We start from the raw sequence: 13,038 nt of genomic DNA, 5'->3' as shown, positions 1-13,038 counted from the left end.
CATCATCACGTCAGCTAATGATACATAAGAATCTTTAGCTGGACCCGATCTCGATGTCTCCGTAGCGTCGACGCCATGACCAGCACCTTCACCGCCGGCGCCGCCGGTTTCGGCACCGGACTGTCCCTGATCGTCGCCATCGGCGCCCAGAACGCGTTCGTCCTGCGGCAGGGGATCCGGCGCCAGGCCGTCCTCGCGGTGGTCGGAATCTGCGCCTTGTCCGACGCGGCACTCATCGCGCTCGGGGTCGGCGGGGTCGGAGCGGTGGTGGTGAAGTGGCCGGGCGCCCTCACGGTGGTCGGCTGGATCGGCGGCGCCTTCCTGCTGTGCTACGGCGCCCTGGCAGCCCGCCGGGTGTTCCGGCCGGACGGGGGCGTACTGCGGATCGAGGGGGACGCGACCGGATCGGTGCGCCGGGCCGTGCTCACCTGCCTGGCGATGACCTGGCTCAATCCGCACGTCTACCTCGACACCGTGTTCCTGCTGGGGTCCGTCGCCGCCGACCACGGTTCGCTGCGCTGGACCTTCGGCCTCGGCGCCGTGCTGGCCAGCCTGTGCTGGTTCACCGCCCTCGGGTTCGGAGCTCGTGTGCTCGGCCGTTTCCTCGCCACGCCCGCCGCCTGGCGTGTCCTGGACGGCTTGGTCGCCGCCACCATGGTCGTGCTCGGCGCCGTGCTCATCGCCGGCAGCTGACACCTCGGCCGCGGGGCGTGGCCGGGCCGGTGAGATAGTGATCCTCGCCCGGAAAGGTGTAGCGAGCATCAAGGAAGCGGCGCGTGGACACGAGCGAGAACACGAGACAAGAGCGGGAACCCGAGCATGAGGCGCCCCGGCGGCGCGGCTGGCGGCGCTGGGCGATGGACACCCGGCCCCTGCGCCGCCCCGCCTACCGGCGGCTGTGGGGCTCCACCGTCGTCACGGCCGTCGGCAGCCAGCTCACCGCCGTCGCCGTCCCCAAGCAGATCTACGACATCACGGGCTCCTCGGCCTGGGTGGGCGCCGCGAGCCTGGCCGGCCTCGTGCCCCTGATCGTGTTCGCGCTGTGGGGCGGGGCGATCGCCGACACCATGGACCGGCGCAAGCTGCTGCTGATCACCAACAGCGGCATCGCCGTCACCTCGCTGCTGTTCTGGCTCCAGGCCTTCGCCGGCCTGGAGTCGGTGGCCGCGCTGATGCTGCTGCTGGCCGTGCAGCAGGCCTTCTGGGGCCTGAACGCACCGGCCCGCAGCGCCTCCATCGCCCGGCTGGTCCCCGCGGACGAACTGCCGGCCGCCAACGCCCTCGGCTCGACCGTGATGCAGACCGGCCAGGTGGTCGGCCCGCTGCTCGCCGGCGCCCTCATCCCCGTCATCGGCCTGCCCGAGCTGTACCTCGTCGATGCGCTGGCGCTGTGCGTGACGGTGTGGGCGGTGTACCGGCTGCCCTCGCTGCCGCCCCTGGCCGGAACGGTGGTACGGCGCGCGGGCGTGAAGGAGATCGCCGCCGGTTTCCGCTACATCTCCGGCCACACCGTGCTGCTGCTGTCCTTCCTCGCCGACATCGTCGCCATGGTCCTCGGCATGCCCCGCGCCCTCTTCCCGCAGCTCGCCTCCCAGACCTACGCCCCCTACGGCGAAGGGCTCGCCCTGGGCCTGCTGTTCGCGGCGATCCCCGTCGGCGCCGTGCTGGGCGGACTGTTCTCCGGCACCTTCTCCCGGGCCCGGCGGCACGGCCTGATGGTCATCGGGGCGGTGGTCGCCTGGGGTGTGGCCATCACGGGCTTCGGGCTGAGCGGCAACCTCTGGGTCGCGGTGGCCTTCCTCGCCCTGGCCGGGGTGGCCGACATGGTCTCCATGGTCTTCCGCGGGGCGATCCTGCTGTCCGCCGCCACCGACGAGATGCGCGGGCGCATGCAGGGCGTCTTCACCGTCGTCGTGGCGGGCGGGCCACGCCTGGCCGACGTGCTGCACGGCACCGCGGGCTCCGCCTTCGGCCCCCGCACCGCCGTCGCCGGCGGCGGACTGCTGGTCGTCGCGGTGATGCTGGTGCTGGCCACCGCCGTACCGGCGCTGCGCCGCTACCGGGTCTGAGGGCTCACGCGGCTCACAGGGCTCCGCGCCGGTGCAGCGTGTACTGGTCCATCAGCTTGCCCCGGGTCATCTCCAGCCGGTGGGCTAGCACCTCGGCGACGTTGCGCACCAGCATCATCCCGAGTTGCGGGTCCTCCTGGCACAGCTCCAGCACGGCCTCCGCGTCGAACTCGTAGGCCCGCACCGGGCTGAACGCCACCGCGCCGAAGTCCCAGGTGTACGGCGGGAACAGCCAGGACCAGCCGAGCAGGTCGCCTGCGCCGAGGCTGGCCACCGTCACCCGCTGCAGGGAGTTCACCTGCTGGTCCAGGGAGACGGCGCCGGAGCGGATGACCCAGAAGCGGTCGGCCGTGCCGCCCGCCTCGAAGATCCGGGCGTCCTCGGGGAAGGACACCTCCCGGGCGAGCGTCATCAGGCGCTGCCGCTGGGGCGGAGGCAGGGCGGTCAGGAGTTTGATCGCTTTGGTCATGACGCGGAGCTCCTCGCCGGGCGGTCGACTTGCGGTGCTGTGTCCAGGGGTCCTAAGCCCATTTCAGCCGCTGCCGGGGCGGCGAGCACCTCGGCGTACGGGACTTCTTCCGGCAGGCCGCCCGGGCATGAAAAAGCCCTGGCTGGAGGGGGGAACCAGCCAGGGCCGTGAAAGGTGATGCACGGAGGACCAGGAGTCGACTCCGTCACCACGTATATGTGAACCGTAAACCATCCGGGGGCGGACGCGCACCCGAAGACCGGGTTGCGTGACCCGTTTCACGCCCGGGTCACCGCGCGAGCCCCCGTACCGTGTTCAACTCCGGGGGCCCGGGTCACTGCGCGAGCACCCGCACCGTCTCCAGCTTCGGGTCCTCGGGGTCGGGCAGGTGCATGCCCGCGTCCAGCCCTGTCCGCAAGTACGCCAGCACCGGCTCGGTCAGGCGCTCACCGGGCAGGACGGCGGGGATGCCCGGGGGATACGGCGTGATCATCTCGGCCGCGACCCGCCCGGCCGCCTCGGACACCGGCACCGCCTCGGCCGGGCCGAAGAACGCGTCCCGGGGCAGCACCGCCTGCTCCATCCGCAGCTTCGCCGGCGACGGTACCTCCACTCGCGGCGCCCCGGGCAGGTCCGGCGCCGCCCGCGCCAGGTCCCGCAGCGCCTCCAGCAACTGTCCGGTGGTTCCCCGGTCGTCGCCGTGGGTGATCTGCGCGCCGATACGGCGGTGGTCCACCAGATGCGCGTCGATCTGCCGGTGCTCGCGCAGCCAGTCCGCCGCCTGGAAGCCCGTGATCCCGAGTCCGGTGAGGTCGATGACGCCGGGCAGCGGGTCGAGGTCGTCGGCCAGACCCGGGCCGCAGAGGTCGTCCCGGCCGTTGACGTGCAGGCCGTCGATCTCCTCGATGGCGGCCCGGACCCCGGCCGCGAGGTCCAGCGCACCGCCCATCAGTTCCCGCCGCGCAGCGCCATCTGCCGCCGCCACCCGTCGAGACCCGCGAAGATCAGCACCGACGGGCTCGTGGTGCCCAGCAGGTCCGCGCGCATCCCCAGCAGCTCCGGCGGCACCAGATCGCCCTGGAGGTGGAAGACCGAACCCTGCTCCAGACCGCTGCCCATCTTGTGGATGCTGGTCACGCAGATGTCCGCGCCCGCGTCCATCGCCCACGACGGCAGATCGGGATGGAAGGGCAGGTGCGCGCCCCACGCCTCGTCGACGATCAACGGCCGTGAGCGCCGGTGACACACGTCGGCGATCGCCCGCAGGTCCGCGCAGCCGCCGTACGGTGTGGGACTCGTGACCAGGGCGCCGCGCGCGTCCGGATGCGCGTCGAAGGCCCGGTCGAACTCCTCGGCGGACGGGGGATGGGCGAGGTTCCGCTCGGCGTCCCAGCGGGGCTCGACCCAGACGGGCTCGATACCGGAGATGATCAGCCCCGCCACCACGGACTTGTGGGCGTCGCGTCCGAGCAGCAGCTTCTCGTGCGGTCCCGCGACCGACAGCATCGCGGCCTTCACCGACAGGGAACTGCCGCACGTGCTGAAGAACGTGTGCTCGGCGTGCACCGCGTCGGCCATCAGTTCCTGCGCGCGTTGCAGCACCCGGCCACGGGTCAGCCGGTCGTCCAGACCGCCCGAGGCCAGCACGTCCCCGTGGAACACCGCGTCACCGAGGATCTCCCGGACCGCCGGATCCGCGCCGCGGGCCTGCTTGTGCCCGGGCGGTGTGAACGACAGATGCCCCTTGCGTCGGTACTCGTCCAGGGCTTCCAGAACCGGTGCTCGTGTGTGGTCCGCTGTCATGCGCACACGGGTTCCCGGCGTGTGCCCCCGCAATCCGGTCTCACCCGGACGGACACCGGCGTCCGCCCGGTCAGCCCTCCGGTGCGTGTTTGCCCGGCTTCACGATCTCGTCCAGCACCCGCAGCACCGCCTCGTAGGACATCTGCCGCACGGTCGCGTCCCGGGCCCCTTGCGGGTCGGTCGCGTCCAGCTCCTCGCTCCTGGTCCGCCACGTCCGCTCCTCCTGGGCCGCGCACTCCCTCGCACGCTGGATGCGCCGCAACAGCTCGCCCGAATCCACCACATCGGTCATGCAGACCGCGTACCCGCCGAACGCGCGGAGATGGCACCGGCATCCGGCCGTTCGAGGTGTTTTCGTGATCCTGCGGCCGGACCGGAGGTTTGCAGGTGCGGGGAGAGGTGAGCCGAAGAGTGAGACCGCGGCGTTCACGCGGCGCGCGCCCCGAACGCCGCGAGTCCGTTTCGAGCAGTGGGTCCGAGGACCCCGGGCAGGCCCCCCGCGGGCGGCCACGGAACCCGGTCCGGACCCGGTATGTCCGTCCGTGCTGTCAGGGGAGCTGCAGAATGTGCGACGAGCACATGATCGAATCCGTAGGCGAGCCGCCCGGTTCTCACCGGGCCCGGCCGTGCAAGCCGGCCGAGGCGCGCCGGGCGGTGGAACTGGCCGTGGCCGAACGCTGCCGGGCCACCCACACGCCGTGCGACACGGACGCCCTGTCCGACGCGCTGCTCGTCACCTCGGAGCTGACGACCAACGCCATCCTGCACGGCGGGGGTGTCACCGACTTCCAGGTGGACGTCGACGAGCCCGGCGTGCGCGTCTCGGTCAGCGACCGCAGTGACGCGCTGCCCGTGACCGCGCCACGCACAGACCCGAACGGACGCATGCGGCACGGCGGCCACGGCTGGCCCATCGTCTGCCGGCTCGCCCGCGACGTCCGGGTGTCGGACCTGCCCTCCGGGGGCAAGTGCATCACCGCCGTCGTGCCCCTGTTCTGAACGCCCGTGAGGAAGCGCCCGGCAGATTGCACTGCAAAGCGGAGTTTGCTCCCCCGGGTGCAGGGCAGACGCAGTTTCGTGCTTCGGACCGGAGGCGCGCCAGCGGGAGCGGTATGACTGCCCCGGAGGCCCTCCAGGCGATCCGGGCGGCACCCTTCCCGCGGTATGTCCCTGAAACCACCGTTCAGGAGCGAATCCGCATGCTCATCGAAACGCCCACCCATCGTCCCGGCACGCCCGAAACGACGACCCCCGCCACCCGGCGGCGTCACGACGACGCCCCCGACACCGCCGCCCTCTTCGCCCGGATGGCGGAGCTGGAGGAGGGTCCCGAGCGGGAGGCCGTCCGCGACGAACTGGTCACCCTGTGGCTGCCCATGGCCCACCGGATCGCCGGCCGCTTCCGCGACCGCGGAGAGTCGATCGAGGATCTCCGGCAGGTCGCCGCGCTGGGCCTGGTGAAGGCCATCGACCGGTTCGACCCGAGCCGGGGTGCCTTTGAGAGTTACGCCGTCCCCACCATCACCGGCGAGGTCAAGCGGCACTTCCGGGACCGCATGTGGGCCCTGCGGGTGCCCCGCCGTGTGCAGGAACTGCGCAACAAGGTGCGGGTGGCACGCCGTGAACTCACCCAAAACCCGGGCAGCCCCGAGCCCTCCGTGGCGGACCTCGCCACGCACACCGGCCTCAGTGAGGAGGAGGTCAACGCCGGGCTCGAGGCCCTGGACAGCTTCAGCACCCTGTCGCTGGACGCCGAACTCTCGGCCGACGACGACGGCTACAGCCTCGCGGACACCCTCGGCGCGGCCGACTCGTCCTACGACGTCGTCGTGGACCGCGAGTCCGCCAAGGAAGGCCTGCGCCGCCTGCCGGAACGCGAACGGGCCATCCTCTACATGCGCTTCTTCGAGGACATGACCCAGAGCCGCATCGCCGACCACCTCGGCATCTCACAGATGCACGTCTCCCGCCTCATCAGCCGTAGCTGCGCCCGGGTGCGCGACGAGGTCCTGGGGCAGCGGACGGGCAACCGGGGCAGCGGCGGCCCCTCCGCGACGGCCTGACCACCGACATTCACGAGGAGCAAAACCCACCATGCTGAGGCCCCACCCCGCCGTGCTGCGCCGGCTCGTCGACGAGTACGAAGCCCTGGCCGCCGCCGAAGCCACCGGCGGACCGGCGGAGCAGAACCCCCGGGTACGCGACCTGGCGTACACGCTGTGCGTGTCCACCGGCACCCGGACCGTCGAGCGCGCCCTCGAGGCCGCTCACCAGTGGCTCGCGACCGCACCCGCACCGGTTCGCGGGCCCGTGGCGCCGATGGCCGGAGCGCGTACACCGGTCACGGAGCCCGCCTGACCCCCGTGGGCCGCTGAGCGGCGGGGACGACGAGGCCGAACGAGGGCCCGGCCGACGGCGCGAGCCGCGGCCGGGCCCGTTCGCGCCATGACTTCGACACTCCAGGAGTTCCATGTCCACAGCGGAGCGTGCGGCGGCCGACGACGGCGAGCTGGAGCGCCTGCGCGCCGAGGTACGCGACCTGCGGGCCCGCGCCCGCGTGCGCCCGCTGATCTCGCAGGCGCAGGGCATTCTCCAGGAGCGGTACGCGCTGCCGGACGGGGAGAGCGCCTTCGCCCTGATGCAGCGGGCGTCCCAGCGGTACAACGTCAAGCTGCGCACGCTGGCGGATGCCCTGGTGACCGCACCGCGGCCCGACGGCTCGGACGCCCTGTGGTTCCCGCGGCGGGTCCGCGAGGCGGAACCGGACCTGACCTTCACCCAGGCGCACCGGTCCGGTTCCGGCAGCCGGAGCGCCGTCCTGAAGGCCGTGCTGCGTACCACCCTGGCGGTCACCGGGACCGACATGGGCAACGTGCAGCTCCCCGACCCGGCGCGGGGCGGTCTGCGCATCGAGCAGCACACCGGCCTCACGGCCGATTTCGTCGACTTCTTCGCCCACGTCGGCGAGGACGGGACGTCCTGCGCGCAGGCCGCCCGGGACGTCGCCCAGGTCACCGTCCGCGACGTGGAGAGCGACCCGGTGTTCTCCGAACCGGCCCGCCTGGCCATCCTCGCGGCGGGCAGCAGGGCCTGCCACAGCGTCCCCCTGACGACCGCGTCCGGGCTGTGCGTCGGCATGGTCTCGGCCCACATGGACCAGCCCCTGAACGGACTCACGACAGCCCAGATCAAGGCGCTGGACACCGTCGGCGGCCAGGCCGGCCGCTGGCTCGCCTGGCACGACCGCACGGTGGTCCTGGACGCCCTGGAGCACCTGCACGCCCTCGGCCGCGCCGCCCGCGGAACAAGGCTGCGCAGGTCCTGAGCCCGTGACGGGAGTGGCGCCGCCGTGCGGTTGGGGAGGCAGCACCCGGCCGGTGACCGGAACCCCCTGGTCCGGTGGTTGTGCAGGGTGTGTGAACGCAGACCCGGGGCATCCGGACTGCCGGGAGGTCGACATGAACACGAGTGCGATGGCACAAGGCGGTCGGTCGCGAGCCCGGCGGATGGCGCGGGGTTCGGTGACCGAGGGGGCGGCACGGGCGGGTTTCGCCGCCCGGGGCGTGATCTATCTGCTCGTCGGAGCGCTGGCCCTGCAGATCGCCTTCGGTGACGCCGGCCATCAGGCCGACCGCGGGGGAGCCCTGCAGGAACTGGCGCAGAAGCCGTTCGGCGCGGTGCTGCTGTGGGCGCTGGGCATCGGGCTCGTCGGCATGGCCCTGTGGCGGCTGTCCGAAGCCCTCTTCGGCTCGGTCGGCAAGGACGGCCGCAGCGCACGCAAGCGGCTGATGGCGACGGTCCGCTTCGTCTTCTACGTCTTCGTCGCCTACTCGGTGCTGACCTTCGCGCTCAGCCGCCACCAGAGCGGCGGATCCAGCGACAAGCAGTCCCGGGACGCCACGGCCAGGGTTCTGGAGATACCCGGCGGCCAGTGGCTGGTGGGCGCCGCGGGGATCGGCATCGTCGTGGCCGGCGGCTGGATCGCCGTACGGGCGGTGCGGCGCAAGTACCACGACAAGCTCCGGCTGGGTCAGATGAGCCACCGGACGCGGCAGCTGGTCGACGTCACGGGTGTGGCCGGCGGCGCGGCCCGGGGGCTGGTGTTCGCGGTGGCCGGTGTCTTCGCCGTCCGCGCGGCCATCGACTACGAACCCGACAAGGCCAAGGGCCTGGACGACACCCTGCGCACCTTCGCCGAAACTCCGCTCGGCCCCTGGCTGCTGGTGTGCGTCGCGGCCGGGCTGGTGCTCTTCGGAGTCTTCTCCTTCGCCATGGCCCGGTGGCGGCGCGTCTGAGTCGCGTTCTCCGGGGAACACGAAGCCAATGAGCGACTCCGAGATTCCGCATGGCGACGGCCGGCCCGTGGACATGTACCTGGACCTCCTGCGCATCCGGATGGACACCGAGGACTACCGCCTCCTGATGCGCGCGGTGGAACCGGTCCTCGAGGCGATCGAAGAGGAACGCCTGTCCAGCCTCGACTTCGCGCTCGACTCCGGGGGCGACGACGAACTGCCCCAGGAGGTCCGTGACGAGGTGGCGCTCGTCATCGCCACCGCCGTCACCGGCCGCCTGGACAACGAAGTGGTCGAACTCGACGTCGACGACACCGGCCCGGTCAGGATCGTCACGGACGCCACCACCGCGTCCGATCCGATCCGCCTCGGCGAGATAGCCGAATACATCCGGGACCGGCACAGGCAGACCGAGGAGCTGCGGGGCATCGCCGAGGTGAGCGGGCTGCCCACGGACTTCTGAGGCGCAGCCCCCCGTTCCTCCTCGGAGGGCAGGGCTCTCACCCCACGGGGCCCTCACCCCACGGGGCCCTCACCCCTTGGGCGCCGCCACCGGCACGTCCAGTGGCCGGGCGAGGCCCACCACGGCCTCGTCCAGCCGCTCCAGATGCCGCAGCACGCGATCGGTGATGCGGCCGTAGCGCGGTGTGCCGTCGGATCCCAGCAGGGAGGCGATGCTCGGCCCGGTCTCGACCTGCGCGCCCACCTGCTCGTCGGCGACCCGGGCCGCGATCGTCTCGATGTTGCGCACCGTGCGCCCGGCGGCCCCGCGCAGTCGCGGGTCCGCCGCGATCGAGGGATGCGTCGGCAGCAGCTCGGCGGTCGCCGCCAGCGTCCGTGCGTGGTAAGCGCACGTCTCCAGCAACGCCACCACGTACCGGGCCGTGTTCCGCCGCGTCCGCAGCGGTGTCACCGGATGGATCAGCGGCTGCGTGGCGGCGCGCAGATCCGCCAGTGACTGGTCCAGATCGCGGGCCTTGTCCAGCAGATCGTCGGCGGGTCCGCCGCTGAGCTGGCCGACCGCGGCCTCGGTGACCTCGGCCAGCCGCTCCAGCACGGTGCCCAGCAGTTCGTTCGTACGGCGGTCCGTCTGCACCGGCAGGACCAGAGCCGCCGCGACCACCCCGCAGGCCGCGCCGAGCGCCGTCTCCTCGATGCGCAGCACGAGCACATCGAGGCTGTAGGTGTGCAGCAGCGTGTACAGCAGTCCCAGCATCGCGGTCACGAAGAACGACATCAGCGTGTACGACAGCGGCGCCGAGTAGAACATGGCGAAGATCAGCACCAGGACCAGGGCGAACGCCGTCCAGGTGTGCTTGCCGACCAGCCCTGCCAGGACGATCCCGGCCACCACGCCGAACACCGTGCCCAGCAGCCGCCGGTAGCCCTTGACCAGGATCTCGCCCGTCGACGCGGTGTTGAGGAAAACGATCCAGCACGTCAGTACCGCCCAGTACCAGCGCTGCGTCGACAGCAGCTCGCCGCCCACGATCGCCAGCGCGGACCCGACGGCGACCTGCACGGCCGCACGCGTGGTGGGCCGCCGCAGCCCCGTCTGCTCCTCCTGCGCGGCCTCCTCGCCGCCGCCGTCGATCGCGGCGTCCTCGGCGTCCAGTTCCTCGCGGGAGCGGGCCGTGGCAGGGGTGTCGTCCGACTCGTCCTGCGGACCGTCCAGGGCGATCCGCAGCCCGAGCACCGCGCGGGCCGACTCTCCGATGCCGCGGAAGACGTCCTGGACGGCGGCCGAGGCGGGCGGCAGGTTCTCCTCGTCCCGGTAGCCGAGGAGCCGGTTGCGCACATGGGCCAGGCCGGTGCCGGTGTCGCCGCTGCCGGCCCGCAGCACCAGGGCGTGCAGCGCCCGCAGGTCGCGGTGCAGCGTGGCGCCCGCCTCGTCCGGCATCTCCGGCCCGGCGACCGACGGGGCGGGCGCGCCCGGCAGGTGCAGCGTCAGCGTGTCGGCCCGTTCGGCGGTTCGGGCGGTCAGCAGCAGCAGGCCGAGCCGCTCCGCGGCGATCTCGGCGTCCGCGATCCTGCGCTGCACCAGCCGCGCCGCCGATTCGTCCGGGGTGCCCTCCTCCAGCCGCCCCTGGATCATCATCGCCGTCTCGTGGAGCCGGGCGGTGCCGTCGCGCAGGGCCTCCAGCGCCTTGTCCATCTCGGCGGCGGGGGCGTCGAGGAGTTCGAGCTGCGCGGCCACCAGCTGGGCCAGCCGCGCGCGGAAGGCGAGCCGCAGCCGCAGCAGCACACCCGTGGGTGTCGCCGGCACGACCGCGAAGCGCATCAGGGCGCTGGAGCAGAACGCCAGGGTCATGGCACCGCACAGCTCCGGCAGGGTGCCGACGGTGGCACCGACGAACAGCGACAGGAAGTAGACCTGGAAGCCGATCAGCCCCAGCGCGGTGCCCCGGTCGCCGAACCGGCGGCCGTAGACCGCGCAGAAGATCAGGACGACGAAGAAGGCGTCACCGACGACGAGACGCGTGTTGAGCACCGCGCCCAGGGACACCGAGGCCAGGGCCACCGGCAGTCCCAGCGCCAGCGTCACGGCCTGGGCGCCGAGCTGCTTCTCCCGGATGGCGAAGGTGGCGACCATCGCCGCCATGGCCCCCGCCACCAGAAGGTGCACATCGGTCTGCAGCAGGGACAGCACGGCCAGGGTGAGCGCGATCGCGCCGACCGTGCGCAACCCGGCCGTCAGACGCAGCAGTCCGGGGTCGGACGCTGCGATCCGGTCTCGCAGTCGTGCCCGTACCGCGCGTCCCGCTGCCCTCACGCCGCCGCACTCTCTCCCTGCTCACACCAAGATCCGTGTCTCAGCATGACATGCCGCGATCGGAAGCTCCCGTCCGGGCCGTCCTACTCCGGTCCGCCGGACCCCTCGACCCGCTCCCGCACCTGCTCCGGCGTCAGATAGGCGTCGGTGTACTCGAAGTCCTTCAGCCGCGCGGCCTTGCGGGCCTGGAACCCCGTCCGTACGAAGTCGTCACCGGCGACCGCGTTGAGCAGCCAGTTCGTCATCACCCGCGTCTTGGCCACGTTGGTGCGCAGTGCCGACCAGTGGTAGCCGCGGGCCACGGCCTGGGCGGGCAGCCCACGCAGTTCGATGCCCAGCGGCTTGGAGACGGCGTCGGTGCCACCGAGGTCGACGACCAGCCCGAGGTCCTTGTGCACGTACGGCTTCATCGCCTGGCCCCGCAGTGACGCGATGACGTTGTCGGCGACGTGCCTGCCCTGGCGCAGGGCGTGCTGCGCGGTGGGCGGGCACATGGCTCCGTCCCCCTTGGCCAGGTCGGGCACGGCGGCCGAGTCGCCGAGCGCGAACACCCCGTCGTCGCCCGGCAGGTTCATCTCCGGGGCGACCGAGAGCCGGCCCTTGACGGTCTCCGCGCCGAGCGTGGCGATGAGCGGGCTGGCCACGACCCCGGCGGTCCAGATGAGCGTGCGGGTCGGGATCACCCGTCCGTCGGTGAAGGTGACCTCCTCGGGGCCGGCCTTGGCGATGGAGGTGCCCAGGGAGATCTCGATGCCCCGTCGGCGCAGGATCTCCCGCGCGCTGCTGCCGAGCTTGTCGCCCAGCTCCGGCATCAGCTTCGGCGCGATGTCGATCAGGTGCCACTTGATCAGGCTCGGGTCCAGCCGCGGGTAGCGCTTGACCGCCGCGTGCGTCAGCCGCTGCAGGCACGCCGCCGTCTCGGTGCCCGCGTAACCGCCGCCGACCACCACGAACTGCAGTCGCGAGGCCCGCTCCACGGGGTCCTGGCTCGCGTCGGCCAGGTCCAGCTGAGAGATGACGTGGTCACGGATGTACGCCGCCTCCGCGAGCGTCTTCATCCCGAACGCGTGGTCCGTCAGTCCCGGGATGTCGAAGGTCCGGGTGATGCTGCCGGGCGCCAGCACGATGTAGTCGTACGGCTCGTTGACGATCTCGTCGGTGATGGTGCGGATGACACAGACCTTGGACTTCAGGTCCACGCCGATGGCGCCGCCCGGAATGATGCGCGTGCGGTACTTCTTGCTGCGGCGCAGGGAGACGGCGATCGACTGCGGCGTCAGCACGCCGGAGGCGACCTGGGGGAGCAGCGGCAGGTAGAGCTGGTAGGCGAACGGCGTCACCAGCGTGACGTCCGCCTCGTCCGGGGAGAGTTTCCGTTCCAGACGGCGGACGCACTCCACACCGGCGAAGCCTGCGCCAACCACCAGGATCCTGGGTCGTGTCACGGTGTTCATCCCTTTCTGCGGCTCCAGGCGGTCTGCCTCGAACGCCTTCCGACTGCCCCTGGATCGCTGGTTCGCACCCTTTCGATCCCACCGTGTCTCCGGCCGGCGCGCCAGCCGGACGCGGCAGGCAGACGAACGCGTCGATCACCACCATGCCCGCACCGTGGCCGAAAAGCACCGGCCG

At 72.0% G+C, this 13,038-nt stretch carries 12 protein-coding genes and 1 pseudogene; 8 read left to right on the top strand and 5 right to left on the bottom strand.

From position 1 onward, the window contains the following. Positions 1–75 precede the first annotated feature (75 nt). Positions 76–693: a LysE/ArgO family amino acid transporter gene (locus tag FDO69_RS34480; protein WP_104786283.1), complete on the top strand. Its 618-nt coding sequence runs from the start codon at positions 76–78 to the stop codon at positions 691–693. A gap of 83 nt (positions 694–776) precedes the next feature. Beyond that, a complete protein-coding gene (locus tag FDO69_RS34475) occupies positions 777–2,069 on the top strand; it encodes an MFS transporter (RefSeq protein ID WP_104786281.1) in 1,293 nt (430 codons plus the stop codon). A gap of 13 nt (positions 2,070–2,082) precedes the next feature. Here FDO69_RS34475 and FDO69_RS34470 read toward each other — a convergent pair whose 3' ends face one another. From FDO69_RS34470 to FDO69_RS34460, 3 genes and pseudogenes are all read right to left on the bottom strand, one after another. After that, on the bottom strand, positions 2,083–2,538 hold the full coding sequence (locus FDO69_RS34470) for a cyclic nucleotide-binding domain-containing protein (protein ID WP_104786278.1): 456 nt from the start codon (positions 2,536–2,538) through the stop codon (positions 2,083–2,085). Positions 2,539–2,872: 334 nt separating this feature from the next. Then, positions 2,873–4,341, bottom strand: a pseudogene (locus FDO69_RS42795) (aminotransferase class I/II-fold pyridoxal phosphate-dependent enzyme). Between the two features lie 70 nt (positions 4,342–4,411). After that, positions 4,412–4,633 (bottom strand): hypothetical protein, encoded by a 222-nt coding sequence (locus FDO69_RS34460; protein ID WP_104786275.1) that lies wholly within the window; start codon positions 4,631–4,633, stop codon positions 4,412–4,414. 272 nt (positions 4,634–4,905) lie between these two features. On the opposite strand from FDO69_RS34460, the gene FDO69_RS34455 reads away from it, so the two are divergent. The 6 genes from FDO69_RS34455 to FDO69_RS34430 all read left to right on the top strand — a co-directional run bounded on the left by FDO69_RS34455 (position 4,906) and on the right by FDO69_RS34430 (position 9,099). Then, positions 4,906–5,340 (top strand): ATP-binding protein, encoded by a 435-nt coding sequence (locus FDO69_RS34455; protein WP_104786273.1) that lies wholly within the window; start codon positions 4,906–4,908, stop codon positions 5,338–5,340. Between the two features lie 200 nt (positions 5,341–5,540). Then, positions 5,541–6,404, top strand: a complete 864-nt coding sequence (locus FDO69_RS34450) for an RNA polymerase sigma factor SigF (RefSeq protein WP_104786270.1) — start codon at positions 5,541–5,543, stop codon at positions 6,402–6,404. A 31-nt stretch (positions 6,405–6,435) separates the two neighbouring features. Continuing rightward, complete coding sequence (locus tag FDO69_RS34445; protein WP_104786267.1) at positions 6,436–6,699, top strand: DUF5133 domain-containing protein; 264 nt, start codon at positions 6,436–6,438, stop codon at positions 6,697–6,699. A gap of 112 nt (positions 6,700–6,811) precedes the next feature. Beyond that, the gene (locus FDO69_RS34440; RefSeq protein WP_104786264.1) at positions 6,812–7,666 is read left to right on the top strand and encodes an ANTAR domain-containing protein; all 855 of its coding nucleotides are present in this window, start codon (positions 6,812–6,814) and stop codon (positions 7,664–7,666) included. A 133-nt stretch (positions 7,667–7,799) separates the two neighbouring features. Beyond that, entirely contained in the window at positions 7,800–8,636 is an 837-nt protein-coding gene (locus FDO69_RS34435) for a DUF1206 domain-containing protein (RefSeq protein WP_104786261.1), read from the top strand. Positions 8,637–8,664: 28 nt separating this feature from the next. Next, complete coding sequence (locus FDO69_RS34430; RefSeq protein ID WP_104786258.1) at positions 8,665–9,099, top strand: hypothetical protein; 435 nt, start codon at positions 8,665–8,667, stop codon at positions 9,097–9,099. Between the two features lie 69 nt (positions 9,100–9,168). Here the strand turns inward: FDO69_RS34430 and FDO69_RS34425 are convergent, their stop codons facing one another. Both FDO69_RS34425 and FDO69_RS34420 read right to left on the bottom strand, forming a co-directional pair. Continuing rightward, a complete protein-coding gene (locus tag FDO69_RS34425) occupies positions 9,169–11,409 on the bottom strand; it encodes an FUSC family protein (RefSeq protein WP_104786255.1) in 2,241 nt (746 codons plus the stop codon). Between the two features lie 83 nt (positions 11,410–11,492). Further along, the gene (locus tag FDO69_RS34420) at positions 11,493–12,863 is read right to left on the bottom strand and encodes an NAD(P)/FAD-dependent oxidoreductase (RefSeq protein ID WP_104786253.1); all 1,371 of its coding nucleotides are present in this window, start codon (positions 12,861–12,863) and stop codon (positions 11,493–11,495) included. Positions 12,864–13,038 lie beyond the last annotated feature (175 nt).

The organism is Streptomyces tibetensis, assembly GCF_007655005.1.
GTDB lineage: Bacteria > Actinomycetota > Actinomycetes > Streptomycetales > Streptomycetaceae > Streptomyces > Streptomyces tibetensis.
Note: the sequence above shows the minus strand (reverse complement) of the source record. Positions and strands in the feature narration are given on the sequence as shown.

Excerpts from the sequence above, each read along its gene's own strand:
- FDO69_RS34440 (WP_104786264.1), top strand. The coding sequence starts at position 6,812 with ATGTCCACAGCGGAGCGTGCGGCGGCCGACGACGGCGAGCTGGAGCGC.
- FDO69_RS34430 (WP_104786258.1), top strand. The coding sequence starts at position 8,665 with ATGAGCGACTCCGAGATTCCGCATGGCGACGGCCGGCCCGTGGACATG.
- FDO69_RS34435 (WP_104786261.1), top strand. The coding sequence starts at position 7,800 with ATGAACACGAGTGCGATGGCACAAGGCGGTCGGTCGCGAGCCCGGCGG.
- FDO69_RS34460 (WP_104786275.1), bottom strand. The coding sequence starts at position 4,633 with ATGACCGATGTGGTGGATTCGGGCGAGCTGTTGCGGCGCATCCAGCGT.
- FDO69_RS34455 (WP_104786273.1), top strand. The coding sequence starts at position 4,906 with ATGTGCGACGAGCACATGATCGAATCCGTAGGCGAGCCGCCCGGTTCT.
- FDO69_RS34445 (WP_104786267.1), top strand. The coding sequence starts at position 6,436 with ATGCTGAGGCCCCACCCCGCCGTGCTGCGCCGGCTCGTCGACGAGTAC.
- FDO69_RS34420 (WP_104786253.1), bottom strand. The coding sequence starts at position 12,863 with ATGAACACCGTGACACGACCCAGGATCCTGGTGGTTGGCGCAGGCTTC.
- FDO69_RS34480 (WP_104786283.1), top strand. The coding sequence starts at position 76 with ATGACCAGCACCTTCACCGCCGGCGCCGCCGGTTTCGGCACCGGACTG.
- FDO69_RS34450 (WP_104786270.1), top strand. The coding sequence starts at position 5,541 with ATGCTCATCGAAACGCCCACCCATCGTCCCGGCACGCCCGAAACGACG.
- FDO69_RS34470 (WP_104786278.1), bottom strand. The coding sequence starts at position 2,538 with ATGACCAAAGCGATCAAACTCCTGACCGCCCTGCCTCCGCCCCAGCGG.